The organism is Glycomyces amatae (assembly GCF_020991375.1).
Taxonomy (GTDB): domain Bacteria; phylum Actinomycetota; class Actinomycetes; order Mycobacteriales; family Micromonosporaceae; genus Glycomyces; species Glycomyces amatae.
Map to the genome: position 1 here is coordinate 53,961 of NZ_JAJLQZ010000008.1, position 16,859 is coordinate 70,819.

General features: G+C 70.1%; 21 protein-coding genes. 10 read left to right on the forward strand and 11 right to left on the reverse strand.

The genetic code is table 11. The annotated features are described in order from the left end of the window. The first annotated feature begins 297 nt into the window (after positions 1-297). The 5 genes from LO763_RS14310 (at position 298) to LO763_RS14330 (ending at position 5,700) form a co-directional block, all read left to right on the forward strand. A complete protein-coding gene (locus LO763_RS14310) occupies positions 298-894 on the forward strand; it encodes an RNA polymerase sigma factor (protein ID WP_230603209.1) in 597 nt (198 codons plus the stop codon). Next, a complete protein-coding gene (locus LO763_RS14315) occupies positions 891-1,793 on the forward strand; it encodes a hypothetical protein (RefSeq protein ID WP_230603211.1) in 903 nt (300 codons plus the stop codon). The genes LO763_RS14310 and LO763_RS14315 overlap by 4 nt, the downstream gene beginning before the upstream one ends. A 391-nt stretch (positions 1,794-2,184) precedes the next feature. Then, complete coding sequence (locus LO763_RS14320) at positions 2,185-4,038, forward strand: 2-oxoacid:acceptor oxidoreductase subunit alpha (protein WP_230603213.1); 1,854 nt, start codon at positions 2,185-2,187, stop codon at positions 4,036-4,038. Positions 4,039-4,073: 35 nt separating this feature from the next. Continuing rightward, positions 4,074-5,108, forward strand: coding sequence for a 2-oxoacid:ferredoxin oxidoreductase subunit beta (locus LO763_RS14325; RefSeq protein ID WP_230603214.1), 1,035 nt, complete (start codon positions 4,074-4,076; stop codon positions 5,106-5,108). A 208-nt stretch (positions 5,109-5,316) separates the two neighbouring features. Next, positions 5,317-5,700: a hypothetical protein gene (locus tag LO763_RS14330; protein ID WP_230603215.1), complete on the forward strand. Its 384-nt coding sequence runs from the start codon at positions 5,317-5,319 to the stop codon at positions 5,698-5,700. 65 nt (positions 5,701-5,765) lie between these two features. Here LO763_RS14330 and LO763_RS14335 read toward each other — a convergent pair whose 3' ends face one another. Then, positions 5,766-6,968, reverse strand: a complete 1,203-nt coding sequence (locus tag LO763_RS14335) for a hypothetical protein (protein ID WP_230603216.1) — start codon at positions 6,966-6,968, stop codon at positions 5,766-5,768. 69 nt (positions 6,969-7,037) lie between these two features. Beyond that, positions 7,038-7,934: an IclR family transcriptional regulator gene (locus LO763_RS14340; RefSeq protein ID WP_230603218.1), complete on the reverse strand. Its 897-nt coding sequence runs from the start codon at positions 7,932-7,934 to the stop codon at positions 7,038-7,040. Positions 7,935-8,413: 479 nt separating this feature from the next. Between LO763_RS14340 and LO763_RS14345 the strand changes: the two genes are divergently transcribed. Both LO763_RS14345 and LO763_RS14350 read left to right on the forward strand, forming a co-directional pair. Further along, a complete protein-coding gene (locus tag LO763_RS14345) occupies positions 8,414-9,586 on the forward strand; it encodes an MFS transporter (protein ID WP_230603220.1) in 1,173 nt (390 codons plus the stop codon). Positions 9,587-9,662: 76 nt separating this feature from the next. After that, on the forward strand, positions 9,663-10,658 hold the full coding sequence (locus LO763_RS14350; RefSeq protein WP_230603221.1) for a polyprenyl synthetase family protein: 996 nt from the start codon (positions 9,663-9,665) through the stop codon (positions 10,656-10,658). A 200-nt stretch (positions 10,659-10,858) separates the two neighbouring features. Here the strand turns inward: LO763_RS14350 and LO763_RS14355 are convergent, their stop codons facing one another. Both LO763_RS14355 and LO763_RS14360 read right to left on the reverse strand, forming a co-directional pair. Beyond that, positions 10,859-11,107, reverse strand: a complete 249-nt coding sequence (locus tag LO763_RS14355; protein WP_230603223.1) for a type II toxin-antitoxin system RelE family toxin — start codon at positions 11,105-11,107, stop codon at positions 10,859-10,861. Beyond that, positions 11,104-11,364, reverse strand: a complete 261-nt coding sequence (locus tag LO763_RS14360) for a type II toxin-antitoxin system Phd/YefM family antitoxin (protein ID WP_230603225.1) — start codon at positions 11,362-11,364, stop codon at positions 11,104-11,106. Before LO763_RS14360 ends, LO763_RS14355 begins: the two co-directional genes overlap by 4 nt. A 298-nt stretch (positions 11,365-11,662) precedes the next feature. Here LO763_RS14360 and LO763_RS14365 point away from each other — a divergent pair, with 298 nt between their 5' ends. Next, positions 11,663-12,211: a hypothetical protein gene (locus LO763_RS14365; protein ID WP_230603226.1), complete on the forward strand. Its 549-nt coding sequence runs from the start codon at positions 11,663-11,665 to the stop codon at positions 12,209-12,211. Positions 12,212-12,329: 118 nt separating this feature from the next. Here the strand turns inward: LO763_RS14365 and LO763_RS14370 are convergent, their stop codons facing one another. Genes LO763_RS14370 through LO763_RS29410 form a run of 3 tightly spaced genes read right to left on the reverse strand, consistent with a single transcriptional unit; the run spans position 12,330 to position 13,427 of the window. Further along, positions 12,330-12,629 (reverse strand): hypothetical protein, encoded by a 300-nt coding sequence (locus LO763_RS14370; protein WP_230603227.1) that lies wholly within the window; start codon positions 12,627-12,629, stop codon positions 12,330-12,332. Next, positions 12,616-12,948, reverse strand: coding sequence for a hypothetical protein (locus LO763_RS14375; protein ID WP_230603228.1), 333 nt, complete (start codon positions 12,946-12,948; stop codon positions 12,616-12,618). Before LO763_RS14375 ends, LO763_RS14370 begins: the two co-directional genes overlap by 14 nt. Next, on the reverse strand, positions 12,945-13,427 hold the full coding sequence (locus tag LO763_RS29410; protein WP_304608829.1) for a hypothetical protein: 483 nt from the start codon (positions 13,425-13,427) through the stop codon (positions 12,945-12,947). The genes LO763_RS14375 and LO763_RS29410 overlap by 4 nt, the downstream gene beginning before the upstream one ends. Positions 13,428-13,786: 359 nt before the next feature. Here LO763_RS29410 and LO763_RS14385 point away from each other — a divergent pair, with 359 nt between their 5' ends. Beyond that, positions 13,787-14,686 carry a helix-turn-helix domain-containing protein gene (locus LO763_RS14385; protein WP_230603230.1) on the forward strand — a complete coding sequence of 300 codons (900 nt, stop codon included), beginning with the start codon at positions 13,787-13,789 and terminating at the stop codon, positions 14,684-14,686. Between the two features lie 17 nt (positions 14,687-14,703). Beyond that, the gene (locus LO763_RS14390) at positions 14,704-14,979 is read left to right on the forward strand and encodes a DUF397 domain-containing protein (RefSeq protein WP_230603232.1); all 276 of its coding nucleotides are present in this window, start codon (positions 14,704-14,706) and stop codon (positions 14,977-14,979) included. Positions 14,980-15,040: 61 nt separating this feature from the next. On the opposite strand, the gene LO763_RS14395 is transcribed toward LO763_RS14390, so the two are convergent. Genes LO763_RS14395 through LO763_RS14410 form a run of 4 tightly spaced genes read right to left on the reverse strand, consistent with a single transcriptional unit; the run spans position 15,041 to position 16,854 of the window. Continuing rightward, positions 15,041-15,556 carry a SitI3 family protein gene (locus tag LO763_RS14395; protein WP_230603233.1) on the reverse strand — a complete coding sequence of 172 codons (516 nt, stop codon included), beginning with the start codon at positions 15,554-15,556 and terminating at the stop codon, positions 15,041-15,043. Between the two features lies 1 nt (position 15,557). Then, positions 15,558-16,337, reverse strand: coding sequence for a CdiA C-terminal domain-containing protein (locus LO763_RS14400; protein ID WP_230603235.1), 780 nt, complete (start codon positions 16,335-16,337; stop codon positions 15,558-15,560). A gap of 59 nt (positions 16,338-16,396) precedes the next feature. Then, positions 16,397-16,666: a hypothetical protein gene (locus LO763_RS14405; RefSeq protein WP_230603237.1), complete on the reverse strand. Its 270-nt coding sequence runs from the start codon at positions 16,664-16,666 to the stop codon at positions 16,397-16,399. Continuing rightward, on the reverse strand, positions 16,666-16,854 hold the full coding sequence (locus LO763_RS14410; protein ID WP_230603238.1) for a hypothetical protein: 189 nt from the start codon (positions 16,852-16,854) through the stop codon (positions 16,666-16,668). Before LO763_RS14410 ends, LO763_RS14405 begins: the two co-directional genes overlap by 1 nt. Positions 16,855-16,859 lie beyond the last annotated feature (5 nt).

Here is a 16,859-nt window from a genome sequence, read left to right on the forward strand (position 1 = left end):
ATGGGATCACCGCACATGACCGCCGCCAGCGCCCCGCCGCTGCACCGGGCCGACCGCCGGCCCGATGCGGCCTCGGCGAAGTGGACCCGGAGCGCGCCGGGCCCGTGGCCGGTCGACGCCGAGTTCGACGCGCTCGTGCGCGGATGGCCGCACGGCGGCCCCCGGGCGGTCGGGAGCGCCGACATGCCGACCCCGCCTCGCGTCTCCGCCTCGGACAAAGCGACAATGGTTGCCGCCGGGCACGACGGACAGGGCCCGATGGATGTCCTTGATTCCCCTACTTGCGCTGGAGCGGATGTGCGAACGGAGGCGGAGTTCACCGACCTCTACGAGAACCACTTCTCGGAGCTCGCTGCCCAGGTGTGCGCGTATCTCGGGGACGCCACCGAAGCCCAGGACCTGGTCCAGGAGGCCTTCCTGCGGGCGTGGCAGCGCTGGGACAAGGTCGGCGGCTACGAGGAGCCCGTCGCGTGGGTGCGCCGCGTGGCGTGGAACCTCGCGACCAGCCGGCACCGCCGCAACCAGGTCGCGCGCAAGTTCCTCCAGAAGTCCCAGGCCCCCGAGGCCGCGCCCGCCGCGAGCCCGGACCACGTGGCGCTGGTCGCCGCGCTCAAGGAGATCCCGGCCAAGCGGCGCCAGGCCCTGGTCATGCACTACATGGCCGACATGACGATCAGCGCGATCGCCGCCCAGACCGGCGCCCGCGAGGGCACCGTCAAGTCCTGGCTGCACCGCGGCCGCAAGGAGCTGGCGGCGCTGCTGCGCGACGAGGCCCCGGCGGAGACGGCCACGAGCGCCTTCCGCGACACCATGCCGATCCGCATCCGGCGCGCGAACCCGGGCGCGCCCCGGTCCGCGGGCCGCCGGGCTTCCGTGAAGGAGGACCGCTCATGAGCATCGAGCCCCACGACGACGACCGCGCGGTCGCGGCGGCCTTCGCGAGCCTGAAGGCGGAGTCGGGCGCGCACTTCCCGCCGCCGCCGGTCGACGACCTCATCATGCGCGGCCCGGCCGCGCTGCGCCGCCGCCGCCTCGTCTCGCTCGCCGCGGTCGTGGGCGCGTGCACCGCGGTCACCGCGGGCGGCTTCGCGGTCGCGCAGACCCTCGGCCCGCTCGCGGGCGGGCCCGAGTCCACCGACGCCGGCGGCGCCGTCGTCGAGACCAGCTCGGACGAGGCGCCCAGCGCGTCCCCGTACGACCCGGCCTCCCCCGGCATGTCCGGCGGCGAGTCGGCCGCGTCGACCCCCTCGCCGCCCGCCGGCGGGCTCGAGGCGCTGGTCGTCGACGGCCCGTTCGAGGGCGACTGGGCCGCGTCGTGCGCGACCGGCGTGCAGACCGCGGACTTCGACTCGTGGAAGATCACCGGCGACACCGGCTGGAGCATCGCCGGGGTCGCCGAGGGCGACGCGGACGGCGACGGCGAGTACGACACGATCCTGGCGCTGCGCTGCGACGAGAAGATCGGCGTCGCCGCGTTCACGATGGAGGAGGACGCGGACGAGGGTCCGGTGCTGGCCTCCTTCGGGTGGGTGTGGCAGCCGGACGGCGAGCACGAGCTGACCGCGGTCACCGAGGTCGAGGACGGCGTCGTCGCGATCGAGGGCCTCGACGAGGCCGGGGAGGCCTGGACGGCCCGGTACGAGTGGGACGGCGAGGCGGAGGCGTTCGTCCTCGTCGACGACGGCCCGACCACCGAGCCGACGCCGGACGACGAGACCAGCAGCAGCCCCGTGCCGAGCGAGACGCCCACGACGGACGCGGGCGCGAGCGCGAGCACCACCAGCGGCTCCTGACCGCGGTTCCCGGAGACGGGGCGGGGGAGGCCGGTCGCGAGCGCACGGGTCCCCATAGCACTGACGGCGGGCGCCGGACGCGAGTCGGATACGCGACTCCGACGTGTCGGCGCCGCCGAGCCGCGTCCACGATCCGGGACGGATGGAAGACTCGGATTCGGTCCTCTGGCGGCCGAAACGAGAGGTCCAGGTCACTGACGAGGCCGTCCTGTCCCAGTGGGTGAGAGCTAGGGCACGAAGTGGTGTCGCCTACATCGCGCCCGCCTCGTTGGGTTGGCACCGCGTCCCGGCCGCCGCGTAGCATCGCAAGTAAGACATGGCGGAGCCCCCCGCTCCCCCGCCCGAAGCGCCGCAATCCTGCGTGCCCCAGAACTCGCATGAGGAGAACTAGGTGAACACCGTCCGGCAGCTTGACCGGGTCGTCATCCGCTTCGCAGGGGACTCCGGCGACGGCATGCAGCTCACGGGAGACCGCTTCACCGCGGAGACCGCCAAGCTCGGCAACGACTTGTCGACCCTCCCGAACTACCCCGCCGAGATCCGCGCCCCCGCCGGGACGCTCCCGGGGGTGTCGAGCTTCCAGATCCACTTCGCGGACACCGACATCCTCACCCCCGGCGACCAGCCCGAGGTCCTCATCGCGATGAACCCCGCGGCGCTCAAGGCCAACCTGCGCGACCTCAAGTCCGGCGGCACCATCGTCGTCAACACCGACGAGTTCACCAAGCGGAACCTCACCAAGGTCGGGTACGAGGCGAACCCGCTCGAGGACGGCTCGCTCGACGACTACCAGGTGCACCCGGTGGCGCTCGCGGGCCTGACCATCGCGGCCCTGGCCGAGTACGAGGTCAGCAAGAAGGACGCCGAGCGGTCCAAGAACATGTTCGCCCTCGGCCTCGTCTCGTGGATGTACTCGCGCCCGACCGAGGCCACCGAGGAGTTCCTGCGCGGCAAGTTCAAGGCCAAGCCGGCCATCGCGGAGGCGAACATCGCCGCGCTCAAGGCCGGCTGGAACTACGGCGAGACCGCCGAGGCCTTCGCGGTCCGGTTCGAGGTCCCGCCGGCGAAGCTCAACGCGGGCACCTACCGGAACGTCACCGGGAACACGGCGCTGGCGTGGGGCATCACCGCCGCGGGCGTCGCCTCCGGGCTCCCGGTGTTCCTCGGCGCGTACCCGATCACCCCGGCCAGCGACATCCTCCACGAGCTGTCCAAGCACAAGCGCTTCGGCGTCACCACCGTGCAGGCCGAGGACGAGATCGCCGCGGTCGGCGCGGCCCTGGGCGCCTCGTGGGGCGGGGCGCTCGGCGTCACCACCTCCTCGGGCCCGGGCATCGCCCTCAAGTCCGAGACGATCTCGCTCGCGGTCTCGCTGGAGCTGCCGCTCCTGGTCGTGGACGTGCAGCGCGCCGGGCCCTCGACCGGCCTGCCCACCAAGACCGAGCAGGCCGACCTCGTGATGGCCATGTTCGGCCGCCACGGCGAGGCCCCGATCGCGGTCCTCGCGCCGCAGTCCCCTTCGGACTGCTTCGACATCATGCTCGAGGCCGCGCGCATCGGCCTGGCCTACCGGACCCCGGTGATGGTCCTCTCCGACGGGTACATCGCCAACGGCGCCGAGCCGTGGCGGCTGCCCGACCTCGCCGACCTGCCCGACATCTCGGTGGCGTTCGCGACCGAGCCGAACGGCGTCGACGCCAAGGGCGAGCCGGCGTTCCTGCCGTACCTGCGCGACCCCGAGACCCTCGCCCGGCCGTGGGCCGTCCCCGGCACGCCCGGCCTCCAGCACCGCATCGGCGGCATCGAGAAGGCCGACAAGACCGGCGACATCTCCTACGACCCGGCCAACCACGACCACATGGTGCGCACCCGCGCGGCGAAGATCGCCGGGATCGACGTGCCCGACCTCGAGGTCGACGACCAGGGCGACGCCGACGTGCTCGTCCTCGGCTGGGGCTCGACGTGGGGCCCGATCGGCGCGGCCGTGCGGGGCCTGCGCGACAAGGGCGTCCCGATCGCCCGCGCGCACCTGCGCTACCTCAACCCGATGCCGGGGAACACCGCCGAGGTGCTCGCCCGCTACGACAAGGTCGTCGTGCCCGAGATGAACCTGGGGCAGCTCGCGCTCCTGCTGCGCGGCAACTTCCCCGGCGTGAACGTGGTCGGCTACAACCAGGTGCGCGGCCTGCCGTTCACCTCCAACGAACTGCAGGACGCCCTGGAGGAGGTCATCAAGAATGGCTGACACCGTCCCTTATCTCTCCGAGGAGGTCTCCCGTCGTGGCTGACGCAGTGAAGCTCGAGGCTCCCAAGCTGAAGGCCAAGGACTTCAAGTCGACCCAGGAGGTGCGCTGGTGCCCCGGGTGCGGCGACTACGCCATCCTGGCCGCGGTCCAGTCGTTCCTGCCCGAGCTGGGCCTGGAGCGCGAGAAGATCGCGTTCGTCTCCGGCATCGGCTGCTCCTCGCGGTTCCCGTACTACCTGAACACGTACGGGATCCACTCGATCCACGGCCGCGCCCCGGCCATCGCCACGGGCCTGGCGGTCTCGCGCCCGGACCTGTCGGTGTGGGTCGTCACCGGCGACGGCGACGCGCTGTCGATCGGCGGCAACCACCTCATCCACGCGCTGCGCCGCAACGTGAACCTGAAGATCCTGCTGTTCAACAACCGGATCTACGGGCTCACCAAGGGCCAGTACTCGCCGACGTCCGAGCCGGGCAAGCTCACCAAGTCGAGCCCGATGGGCTCGGTCGACGCGCCGTTCAACCCGCTGTCGCTCGCGCTGGGCTCCGAGGCCACGTTCGTGGCCCGCACGCTCGACTCCGACCGGGCGCACCTCCAGGAGGTCCTGCGGGCCGCGGCCGAGCACGAGGGCTCGGCGTTCGTCGAGATCTACCAGAACTGCCCGATCTTCAACGACAACGCGTTCGAGGTGCTGAAGAACCCCGAGACCCGCGACGAGGCGATCATCCGGCTGCGCAACGGCGAGCCGGTCCGGTTCGGCGCGGCCGACGGCGAGAAGGTCGTCGTCCAGTCCGGTTACGGGCTCGAGGTGCGCGACGCCGCCGACGTGGACGAGGCCGACGTGGTGGTCCACAAGGCCGACGTGGACGACCCGGCGTACGCGTTCGCGCTCTCGCGCCTGTCGGGCACGGCGCTCGACCACACCCCGATCGGCGTGTTCCGCAACGTCGCCCGGCCCACCTACGACAAGGGCGTGCGCACCCAGGTCGACGAGGCCGCGGCGGGCGTCGACCGCAGGGAGGCCCTCGACCGGCTCCTGCACTCCGGGGACACCTGGACCGTGCTCTAGACGCCGGAGCGGACTTCGCAGACGAGAGGACCGGGCCCGGGGCCCGGTCCTCTCGCGCTGTCCGGTATTCCCGTTCGCTATGCGTGCAACCCCTTTCGGCCCGGGCGACGTATTACCTCCGGCGACGCCTCCGGCACCGGATGCGATCGCCTGCGGCGCAACGTGAAGGCACTTGGAACGGGGGCGCCGGACGAAGGAGGAGACCAGCATGCTGAAGCAGTGGCTGACCCGATTCGCGATCGCCGGCGCCCTGGGCCTGGCCATGGTCGCGGGGAGCACGAGCCCGGCCTACGCCGGGAACACCCTGCTGATCCTGTCGGACATCGACGGACGGCAGGTCGCGCACATGACGCACGTGGACGACGGCGACGTGTTCAAGATCTACGACGACCAGTCCGACGGCTACGGCCCCGAGGGCTGCCTCCAGGCGTACGCGCCGCGGGTGGGGTGGACGACCCTGAAGTGCGAGCACAACGGCTCGGGCGACGGCAACCCGGTGAGCTTCGGGTTCGACGTCCTCGAGCTGGTGCCCTACCGGATGCGGCTGTGCCACGCCATCGCGGGCTGCGCGTACCAGAACTTCAACGAGTAGGGCGGCCCCGGGGGGCGGTCGGCCGCTCCCCGGGACGCACCGGGCCCTTCGGGGTCCGGCCCCGCTCAGCCCTCGAGGAGGTCCTGCGCGGTCGTGAGGATGTCGCGCACCTCGTCCTGCCAGGCGTAGACCGCCGTCTCGATCGACAGGTAGTACTCGTTCTGGGTGTCGGCCCACGACTGCTCGGCCGTCTCGCGGAAGCCGGTCTCGTCGCCGCATGCGGCGAGCTCGACGGCGAACGCGATCTCGAAGGCCTTCCTGCCCTCGTAGTCGCCGGGGACGTCGTCGGGCAGGTCCGGGTGGTCGTGGACGTCCGCCTCGCCCTCGTAGAGCTCCCAGAAGTAGTCGGACAGCGGCAGGGAGCCCTCCTCGCCGAACTCCCAGCCGGGGTGGCCGCGCTCGGCGAGGCAGTCGACCAGCAGCCCCTCGGCCTCGGCCATCCTCTCGCGGTAGAGGAGGTCGAACTCCTCGTAGACCGCGAAGTCGTCCACGGGGTTGGCGGGTCGGTAGGTCCAGACCGCCTCGCGGTACTCCTGGCCCTCGGGGTCCTGGACCAGTTCCAGGCCGTCGCCGTAGAGGGCGTCGATCATCTCGCGCCGGCAGCCGCCCGGTTCCGGCTCCACGTAGTCGAAGTCGTCCCCCAGGTCGATCTCGCCGCCGTCGGCGCCGCCGTCGTTGTCGGGGGCCTGCGCGTCGACCAGGTGGCCGTACTCCGTCACGGCGGTGGCCTCGCCGAAGTAGGCCGTGTACCAGTCGTACTGCTCCTGGGGGGAGAGCGCGTCGAACTCGCCGTTGTCGGGCGGGCCGGCGTCGCCCGCGGGACCGTCGCCGCTCATCCCCAGTTCGTCGGGGACGATGCCCTTGTACTCGTAGTACGCCTCCAGGTCCGGGTCGTCGCGGCCCTCGGCGGCGATGGTCCAGGAGCCGAGGCCGAACTCGGCGGCCTCGTCGGGCTCGGGGAGCCAGCTCCCCCAGTCGTCGGGGCGGAACAGCGCCTCCTGCCGCTCCGGTTCGGAGGCGGTGAACCAGAACCGGTCGTGGACGGCGAAGCCCTCGCGCTCCAGGCAGTCCTGGACGATCCGGTTCTCGGCCGACTCCAGTTCGTACAGGAGCCGGGCGCTCTCGTTGACCATGTCGACCAGGCGGACCTCGTCGAACGGCGCCGTCTCGGCGGCGTCGCCCCCTCCGGCGGGGTCGTCAGTGCAGGCGGCGGTGGCCGCCAGGGCGACCGCGAGGCCGGTGAGGCCCGCGGCGGTGGTCCGCTGCATCGGTCAGGTGTCCTCTCGACGGGTCGGTCATGACCCTCTGAGTACGCCCGGCCGGTGCCCCGGCGTTGCTCACAGGAGCGGTTGCAGTTCGGCGGCGGCCTCGCGCAGGCGCTGGGTGAGGATCGGCCAGGAGGCGCGGATGTCCTCCAGGGGCATCGCGACGGCGAAGACGATCCGCTCGGCCGGGGCGTCGCCCTCGCGGATCACGACCCCCGCGCAGGCGACGTCCTCTTTGAACTGGCCGATCTCGGCGTACACGCCCGACTCGCCGTAGACGGCCAGGTCGTACTCGAAGGCGTCCGGCTCGGTGAGGGTGTGGCCGGTGAACTTGCGCATCCCGGCGGCCCGCAGGAAGCGGGCCCGGTCCATCGGCTGGAGCGTCGCCAGGAGCGCCTTGCCGAGCGCGGTCGCGTGGGCGCCGTCGTCGAAGCCGACGATGAGCTCCTCCACGTGCGGGCTCTTGTTGCCCTCGATGACGTCGGTGACCGCGGGGCGGCCCTCCACGAAGCGGGCCACGAACGTCGAGTAGCCCGTCTCGGTGGACATGCGGCGCATGTACTGGCCGCAGGTGCGCGGCCCGGCCATCGCGCGCGTCAGCTCCGAGTAGCGGTCGGAGACCTCCAGGCCCAGCGTGTAGCGGCCCTCGTCGTCGCGGCGCAGGTAGCGCTCGTAGACGAGGGTGCGCAGCAGGTTGTAGGCGGTGGCGCGGTTGAGGCCGCACTCGAACGCGATGCGCGGCGCGGTGACGCCGTCGGCGTGGCGGCCGACGAGCTCCATGATGCGCAGCGCCCGCTGGACGCTCTGGATCATCTTCGTCGGCTCGGACGGGGTCGGGAAGACCCCGGCCGTGCCGGGGGCCTTGATGCCCGCCCGGTCGGGCCTGGACCGCCCGGCGCGCGACCGCGCGCCCGGTCCCCGCGGGTCGCCTCCGCGCGACTCGTCTCCTGGTCGCCGCTGCTCCACCATGCCGCCGCTCCAATTGCACACCGTTGACCTCGAGGCCTGCGCCGGGTGCGGCGCGGGTCGGGTCGGCCGTGATCTAACTATATAAACAACAGTGGGTTGCGCCGCCGTCGCGTACAGGGCAGTATCTATGTGTCAGCACCGTTCGCGGTCCGGCTCGCCGGTCGCGGACAACCCGCGGCGGCGGCGTCGAGTCCCCACCAAACTTCCTCGCCGTCACCGCGGACATTCGAATAACCGAAGCGCGGCGGCTCCCTCCCACCAGGGCCGCCGCGTTTCGTGTTCCCCGGGGAGGGGGCCCGGCCGCGGACGGGACCCGGTGGAGTCGACCGGTAACGCACCGTCTTGAAACAGGATCCACCGTCGCACACGCGGTGCGCGCGCGTCAAGAAGGTTCACCCGTACCGGCGACGCGTACCGCGCATTCCCTGTATGTGAACCGATTCCGGGACGATCCGGCGCGCTGGAGTACGGTTGCCGGCGTGCCCGTCGACACCACCGCCCCCTCCTCCCCCAGGACTTCCACCACCGTCGTGGCCGCCATGAGCGTCCAGGTCGCCGCCGTCCTCCCGCTGTTCCTCTTCGGCGGCCTCGCCGTCCAGGTCTCGGACGAGCTGGGCATGAGCGTCAGCGCGATCGGATGGGTCTCGGGCCTCTACTTCGCCGTCTCCGCGCTCACCACCGTCCCCTCCGGACGGCTCGTCGACCGGTTCGGGGCGCTCGTCACCGCCAGGGTCGCCGTCGCGCTCTCGGCCGGGGCCATGCTCGGGATCGCGGTCTTCGCGCGCGAACCGGTGGTCCTCACCGCGTTCATGATCCTGTGCGCCCCCGCCAACGGGCTCGGGCAGCTCGCGTCCAACACGGTGCTCACCGAGTGGGCGCCCCTGCGCGGCCGGGGGCTCCTGTTCGGCGCCAAGCAGGCCTCGGTGCCGCTGTGCATCATGCTCGGCGGGCTCAGCGTCCCGGCGGTGGCGCTGACGCTGGGCTGGCGGTGGGCGTTCGTGTTCGGGGCCGCCCTGGTGCTGCTCGCGCTCGTGCCGCTGGCCGGGCTCGGCAGGCCCGCCGTGCGGCCCAAGGCCCCCGGCGCGAGGGGCTTCGACGCGCGGCTGCTGCTGTTCGCCGCCGCGACCTGCCTCGGGGCGTCCGCGGCCACCCCGATCGGCTCGTTCCTGACCACGTACACGGTGGACATCGGCGGATCGGAGCACTACGCGGGGCTGGTGCTGACGATCGGCGGGATCGCGGGCGTCATCGGCCGCACCGGGGCCGGGGCCCTGGGCGACCGCCGCCAGGGCGGCGAGTTCGGCGTCATCGCGCTCATGCTCGTCGGCGGCGCGGCCGGGCTCGCGACGTACCTGTTCGAGCTGCCGTCGCTGCTGCCGCTGGGCACCGCCGCGGCCTACGCGCTCGGCTGGGCCTGGCCGGGGCTGATGAACCACGCCGTGACCAGCCGGTACCCGGACGCCCCGGCGCTGGCGACCTCCGTCACGCAGACCGGGATCTTCCTCGGCGGCGCGTTCGGGCCCGTCGGGTTCGGGCTCCTGGTGGACCGCGCCGGGTGGGCCGCAGGTTGGACCGCGGCGATCGCGGCCATGGGGCTGTCGGCCCTGTTCATCGTCGCGGGGAGCCTCGCCTACTCGAGGGCCCGGCATTGACGTTCCTCGCTGCGGCGTCCGCTACTCGCGTTCACGTGCCGTTTCAGCCGCCGGGGCCGCACGATAAGGTGAGGCCGTGGTGACCACCCGACGCGCCCAGACCGCACTGACCTTCACCGACGAGGCCTTCGCCGAGGACATGCAGGCCTCCCTCGGCCTCGTCGAGGAGCGCCTGCTCAAAGCGGTCGACACGGACCAACCGCTGCTGCGGCAGTCCGGGTCCCACCTCATCCGCGCCGGCGGGAAGCGGTTCCGGCCGATGCTGACGCTGGCGTGCGCGCACCTGGGCGACCCGGCCCGCCCCGACATCCTCGAGGCGGCCGTGGGGCTGGAGCTGACGCACCTGGCGACGCTCTACCACGACGACGTCATGGACGAGGCGCTCATGCGCCGCGGCGCCCCGAGCGCGAACGCCCGCTGGGACAACTCGGTCGCGATCCTCACCGGCGACTACCTGTTCAGCCAGGCCGCGCAGATCATGTCCGAGCTGGGCACCGAGGCCGTGCGCCTCCAGGCCGCGACGTTCGCGCGGCTCGTGCGCGGGCAGATCAACGAGACCATGCCCCGGCCCGACGGGATCGACGCCGTCGAGTGGCACCTGGAGATCCTCTCGGAGAAGACCGGGTCGCTCATCGCCACGTGCGCCAAGTTCGGGGCGTGGCTCTCGGGCGCCGACGAGGCGACCATCGCGACCGCCGAGGAGTTCGGCGAGGTCATCGGGGTGGCGTTCCAGATCGCGGACGACATCATCGACATCGAGTCCGACTCGTCGGGGAAGACGCCGGGGACCGACCTCCTCGAGGGCGTGCCGACGCTGGCGGTGCTGTACGCGCTGGCGGGCGACGCCCCGGAGGACGCGCGGCTGCGGGAGCTCGTCGCCGGGCCCGTCCCGGAGGAGGACCTCGAGGAGGCGCTGGCGCTGCTGCGGGGCTCGAAGGCGATCGGGCAGGCGAAGGACACGCTGCACCAGTACCAGGAGCGGGCCCGGGCGCTGGCCGAGTCGCTCCCGGAGGGCGCGGCGCAGAAGGCCCTGGTCGACATCTGCGACTACATGATCGAGCGCGACGCCTAATTCGACGGCCCCGGCCCGCTCCCACGGGTCGTCGTCCCCGAGGCGGCCCTCGTTCCCGAAGCATGCGTCGACTTCGGCCCGCATCTTCTCGTAATCGAGCCGTGGCAGTTTGCGATGGCGCTCGACAAGCTCGTCTGTCAAGCGCTCGTGTTCCGCTCTCCTTCGAGACGGGGGCCCGCTCTCGCCGGCCGTCTCGCGGATCATTCGGTGCGTCCGACGTTCTCGATGCCGACGACGCTCAGCGTCTCTTCGATCCTGTAGAGCACCCGCCACGCTCCGACACGGGCGCGACGGTAATCCGGCCCCCATGCGACCGAACCCGTCGGCCGGGGGTTTTCCTCCAACGAGTCCAGGAACGCCAGGAGTTCTTCGAGTTCGCCGTGATGGGATGCCATGAACCGTGAGACCTGCGCGACCACGGCCGGTTCCCACTGGACGATGTAGCTCACTGCGCGGCGGCCTCGGCCGCCGCCTCACGCAGGAGCCGTTTGGCTTCCCCGTGTTCGATCGGCTGCACGCCTTCGGCTCGGGAAATTCGGTTGCGGAGGGCGGCGATGGTGTCCTCCATGTCCTCCCAGTCGCTGAAGTTCACCACGAGGGCGATGGGGCGATCGTGGTCGGTGATGACAGTCTGCTGATGTGCGGCGGCGCGGCGCACGATGTCGCCGAGCTTCGGTCGCGCCTCGGTGATAGTGTAAGTCGACATTTATCTAGATTAACATCATGGTTATGTCGCGTCGAGAAGTCGCCTTGCAGCGGGATGCCCGCTTCGCGACGGACGAGACAGTGAGCCGGGGTTGCCGGGAGGTCACCGGCGTACGCCCTGTGTTCCCGGCCGCACCGCCTGCCTGCGGGTGGGCCCGGTTCGCTATCGTTCAAAGCGCCGCTCCTCCCCCAGGAGGCGGCACGCTCGCGGCGGCCGAGCCGCCGATCAGACATGTTCGACCCCCGGCGATCGCCGGGACGCCTCCGGCGCGCGCCACCGCCGCCGAGAAGGGAGCGCAGTGCGACCCCAGCTCACCGGGCCCTCTGCCACGCCGAAGACCGTCATCGCCGCCCAAGGCGTCATCTGGCTCCAGTTCGCGGCCATCATGCTGCTCTACTCGTTCGGGCTGCGGTTCCTGTTCGACGCCACCAGATCCGACTCCAGCGAGCGGTCGATGCTCGGCGTCATCGGCTCGATCGGGCTGGAGAACGCGGTGACGATCCTGCTCAGCGTCGCGATCACCGTCTCGATGCCGTTCATCGCGACCCGGCTCGGGCAGCGGCGGGCGCACGCGGTCACGGCCGCGTGGTGGGCGCTGGCGATCGTCCCGTTCACGATGTACCTGTGGATCCTGGGCCGGGCGTACTTCGCGACGTTCCCCGACGAGGCCCCGTTCTTCCTGAGCGCCGCCGCGATGCTGGTGGTGTGCGGGTCGTTCCCGACCGCGACGCTCCTGCTGCTGCGCTCGCGGGGCGCGCGCGCCTGGTTCGCCGCCGAGGCCCTCTTCGAGGAGATCGACCGCGAGCTGTCGGAGACCGGAGAACTCGAAGCGGTCGAGGCCCGCTAGAAGCACGAGCGGTCGAAGCCCGCAGAAGCACGACGCGAAGCCGCCGGGAGCCCGAGGCTCCCGGCGGCTTCGTCGTGCGTGTCGGGCGCCCGGCGCCGGAGGAGGCAGGACCGGGCGGTCAGCCGCGGGCGGCGATGCCCCGGGCGCACTGCTCGGTCGCGGGACGCATCTCGTCGCGCTCCCAGGCCGGGTGCCACATGTCGGTGCCGGCGTCGGAGGGGGGCTCGGTGAACACGGCGATGAGCCGGGCGCCGTAGTGCTTCTGCTCGTCGGAGGTCAGGCGGTGCAGGGCCTTGTCGGCGGTGCTGCGGTAGACCGCGAAGCGGACGCGGTCGCCCAGGCCGATGTCGTGGAAGAACTCGCCGAGGTAGACCCAGTCGGGGGAGCCGGCGGTGGTGTCGCGCTCACCGATGTTCATGCGGAACGCCCGGGACGGTGCTGTCGTCGGTAGTGCGGCGGGCGCGGTCCAGGTATCGGCGGACGAAGAACTCGGCGAGGCGGGCGCGGTCACGGTCGGTCCATTCGCGGCGGTGGGAGGGGTAGATCGTGACGGCGCCGGTGCCGCCCTCGATAGTGTCGATGACGCCGATATCGGTTGGTGCGCCGGGGTAAAGCTGGCGCAGAGTCACGGAGCCGGGTTCGGGGCGGTCGACGGAGCCGGAGACGACGCGGACGCCGAAGACCTCGGTGCCGATCTTGGTGCGGTCGGATGGCGATGCGCTGGTGTCGGTGCTCATCGGTTCGCCGCCTGGAGTTCGCGGCGGAGGGCGGTGAGCGGGTTCGGCCGGGAGTCGTCGCGGGCCCGGTGGCCGCGCGGGGCGGGGGTGGAGGCGGTACGAGGGTGCGGGCTGGGTGGACGGCGGCGGTGGGCCGGGCGGGACGAGTGGGAGGTGCGGGAGGTGTGGCAGGTGGGGGAAGGGTCGGTGGAGGCGGTGGGATCGGCGAGGCCGGAGGGCGCGGTGCGGCGGAGGCGGAGGTCTGCGGGGGTGAGGTCGCCGGAGTCGAGCGCGGCTTGGCGCTGGGCGGGGCTGGCGGTGTGGAGGAAGAGGCGGGCGGCTGATTCTCGGGAGGGGCAGCCGTGGCGGCCCCAGCGTTCGCCGCACCAGTCGCAGCGCAGGCGGCCGAAGCCGAGGAAGGTGCGGTAGGGCTGGTGGAGTTGCAGGTCGATCTTGGTCCAGGCGGGGACACGGTCGACGGGTACGCTGAGAAGACCCATGAGAAGCTCCATTTCTCGTTGGGACGCGGCCCACCGGCAAGGTTCCAAGCTCCCGGTGGGCCGCTGCTTATGTGGTCATGTTCGGTTGCGCAACAGGCAGGTGCCCGAAGTAGGCGCCCGCTCCCCCGGAGTCACGAACCGAAGGAGCGGGCCGAACCACCGGGCGGCAACGCCGCCTGACCCCACCGGAACCAAGCGGCCTGCGAGTCAGCACCGCGGCCGGTGATCCAGAATTGCGGCCATGCGTGGCTCTCACCACTTCCAGAAGTTTTCCATGGAACTTTTCTCGGGTCAAGCATTATGGTTCGGCGTGTCGTGACAACTTCCCGACAGCAGACTCGCCGGATCTGGAGGATGGCATGAGCAGAGGCGGCGGTTATGATCTGCCCACCGAGGAGGTAGCGATGCCGAAAATGACCGGCCCGACCATCCCGCGCTGGCAACTGGGCGAGGCCCTGGAAGGCCTGCGCCGCAAGACGAAGAAGAGCCGCGATGAGATCGCGGAGCTGATGGACTGCTCGGAGAGCAAGATCCGCAAGATCGAGGAGGGCCGGATCGGGATAAGCCGCATCGAGCTGCTGTACCTGCTCGACCTCCTCGGCGTGAAGGACGAGGAGAACCGCACCGCACTGGTCGAGCTCGCCAAGAAGGGCAAGGAGCGCGGTTACTGGGCTAGCTTCGGCTCTGTACCAACCGCGTTCGAGAATCTCCTCGGCATCGAAGGCGCCGCCACGACCATCAGGTTCTTTGAGTCAATGATGGTCGATGGAATGCTCCAAACCGAGAAATACGCCTGGGCACTTATCGAATCCACCTGGCATTCTGGACAAACACCGGTCGAGAACCAGGTCGAGATGCGCATGGAGCGCCAACGGCGATTGCTGGATGAAGACCCTCCCGAGATCTGGGCGATCTTCGATGAAGCAGTGCTGCGACGCAATATCGGCGGTCCGGAAATCATGCACGAGCAGCTGTTGCATCTCCTCGAATTCGGGAAGCGCCCATATGTGAACATCCAGATCGTGCCCCTCAGCCATGGCGGCTATCATGGCCTGCTCGGGCCGGTCAAACTGTTGGAGTTCCCCGAGGACTTCCACTCCCCCGTCGCCTACGCAGAAACCCAGGCAGGCAGCTTCTACCTGGAGAAAGAGTCGGAAGTGCAGCGCTGTAGTGTTGCGTACAGCCACATGATGGCGGCGGCGCTCAGCCAGCAGGAATCGGCCAAGTTGATCCGTGCCGTCGCCAAGGAGCTTGGCTGAACCGGAACGGATGAGGGATGACTACCGACCTGACCAACGCCCTTTGGCGAAAGAGCAGCCGTAGCGCCAGCAACGGCAACTGCGTAGAGGTCGCCTGCATCCATGACGCCCCCTGGCGCAAGTCCAGCCGGTCGCAGACGAACGGCGCCTGTGTCGAGGTCGCCCCCGTGGCCTCCACGATCGCAGTCCGGGACTCCAAACTCCCCACCTCCGGGGACTTCCCGCACCTCCTGGTCGACCCCGCCTCCTGGACCGGCCTCCTCACCGCCATCAAGACCGGCGACCTCACCTAAAACTTCATGGCAAGAGGCCGCGGGGAGCTTCGCTCCCCGCGGCCTCTTGCCGCGTTCAAAGTCAGTCGTCTGAGACGAAGGCATCCACCATGCCCAGCTCCCGGCTCGGGTATGTCGCCAGCAATTCGTCCAGCACACCGTCGGTGTTGAAGTCGGGATCGCGCAGGCGCTCACTCAACACGATCCCGTCCTCGTCCAGGCGTTGCAGATAGATGTGGTCGTACTGATAGCTGAAGATCCCCTTGGCTCCAGGGTGATCCTCGAGGAACTTGGCGCACGCGGCCAGCATGTCGCGGAAGATCGCTCCATCCTCCTCGCGGGTGAGGAACTTGTTCATCCGAAAGGTGAGAGTCACGGTCTGGTCGACGCCGAACAGCTCGCCCAGCAGCGGCTCCTCCTCCGGGTCATCCTCCGACGGCGTCTCCAAGGTGGTCAACTGGACCTCCCGCCGCACTGCTCGAGGAACATCCCCCGGCTCGTCGAAGCGTTCATCGCAGCCGATCAGGTCCGCAAAATAGTCGAGCATCGCGGCCGCATCGAGGACCGGGGTCGCTTCAAGCACATACTCGATCGCCATCTCAATTAATCTCCGAATCCCAGGGAAAGAACTGCGTTACTTGGTCGTTGTAGACGATCTTGATCTCTTCGAGTCCACGGATCGGATCGTGTTCCAATCGCGCCCGGATCTCGGCGGGACTCGCTTCGCAATCGTCAAGGTTCAAGATTATTCGGAAAGCCTGCTTGTCGTGGACCTTGTCGCGCATGGCGGTACGGATGTTCTTGGGCTTGTTGGTTTTCGGGGCATAGCAGTCCCAAAGCTCACCCTGGGTCCGGTAGTCCGGGTCCTTCTCCGATGCGGTTGGTGGGTTCTGCTCGATGTCGTATCCGGCACGCGCCAGGACGATCGCGGACTCGTTCTCGCGCTCGAGGGCACGGCTCTTGGTGCCGTCAAGCGCGGTGGGCGGGCCTGCGGGTCGCCTGCCGGGGTCGGGCGGGTGTGCCGGTCTCGTGACGGCGTGGACGGGAGACGGTGAGCGTGGCGTACCACTCGAAGGGCCGTCGCCGGTACCCCCAGCCGTCGACACCGTGCCACCGAGCAGAGGCCCGGAGATGTAGTCGGTCATGGCCTGGTCGCCTGCGCTCATCAGCCCATGGACCTCTGCGAGCTTCTCAAGCGCGGATTCCCATTGGACCAAGCCGTCGGCGACCAGAGGGTTGCTCGAACCGACTGTCGAGGCCCGTATCGAACTGAGCGCCTCCTTCATCCGGTCGTGGGCCGCGACAAGCGCGGCTTCGGCTTGGCGGTTCTGTTCGATGAGCGCGGTCAATTGCGCGATCAGTTCAGCGAGCAGCGACACGAGAATCTCCTGAGGATGGACCGGAGCAGCTTCGATTCAACCTGAGTCCCTTGCCGCCTTCAGCTCAAGAATCCCCCGACGCCCAAAGCCCGCACCACCAGGTAGCACGCCGCCACCGCCGCCGCGCCCTTGACGAACCCCCGCAGTTCGAGGCGGTCGGTCTCCTCCTTCACCTCGTGGAGCCGCTCGTCGGCGAGTGCCGCGACTTTCAGCTCGAGCTGTTCTCGGGCCTGCTCGTGCGCGAAGCACACCCGGTTGAGCCGCCGGATCTCGGCCACAAGGACTTCGGTCGAGTGCTTCTCAAGCGGCACATAGGGATCAATCGCCATTACATGCCCCGATCAAGGGCGGTTTCAATGTCGGCGCGCATGTCTTCAAGATACCCACTGGTAGCGAGGTGCTCCGCCATCGCAGTCGCGGTCATTTCGCAATCGCCGCCCTCACTTGGCTCGCAATCCTTCCGCATATCGGAGACGCCTTCTGCGGCCAGGCCGACTCCTTCGGTCATCGTCGCCATAGCCT

Coding starts and splice junctions, on each gene's coding strand:
- LO763_RS14390 (WP_230603232.1), top strand. CDS start 14,704: ATGACTACCGACCTGACCAACGCCCTTTGGCGAAAGAGCAGCCGTAGC.
- LO763_RS14315 (WP_230603211.1), top strand. CDS start 891: ATGAGCATCGAGCCCCACGACGACGACCGCGCGGTCGCGGCGGCCTTC.
- LO763_RS14335 (WP_230603216.1), bottom strand. CDS start 6,968: ATGCAGCGGACCACCGCCGCGGGCCTCACCGGCCTCGCGGTCGCCCTG.
- LO763_RS14405 (WP_230603237.1), bottom strand. CDS start 16,666: ATGGCGATTGATCCCTATGTGCCGCTTGAGAAGCACTCGACCGAAGTC.
- LO763_RS29410 (WP_304608829.1), bottom strand. CDS start 13,427: ATGGGTCTTCTCAGCGTACCCGTCGACCGTGTCCCCGCCTGGACCAAG.
- LO763_RS14330 (WP_230603215.1), top strand. CDS start 5,317: ATGCTGAAGCAGTGGCTGACCCGATTCGCGATCGCCGGCGCCCTGGGC.
- LO763_RS14340 (WP_230603218.1), bottom strand. CDS start 7,934: ATGGTGGAGCAGCGGCGACCAGGAGACGAGTCGCGCGGAGGCGACCCG.
- LO763_RS14410 (WP_230603238.1), bottom strand. CDS start 16,854: ATGGCGACGATGACCGAAGGAGTCGGCCTGGCCGCAGAAGGCGTCTCC.
- LO763_RS14385 (WP_230603230.1), top strand. CDS start 13,787: ATGAGCAGAGGCGGCGGTTATGATCTGCCCACCGAGGAGGTAGCGATG.
- LO763_RS14395 (WP_230603233.1), bottom strand. CDS start 15,556: ATGGCGATCGAGTATGTGCTTGAAGCGACCCCGGTCCTCGATGCGGCC.
- LO763_RS14360 (WP_230603225.1), bottom strand. CDS start 11,364: ATGTCGACTTACACTATCACCGAGGCGCGACCGAAGCTCGGCGACATC.
- LO763_RS14375 (WP_230603228.1), bottom strand. CDS start 12,948: ATGAGCACCGACACCAGCGCATCGCCATCCGACCGCACCAAGATCGGC.
- LO763_RS14370 (WP_230603227.1), bottom strand. CDS start 12,629: ATGAACATCGGTGAGCGCGACACCACCGCCGGCTCCCCCGACTGGGTC.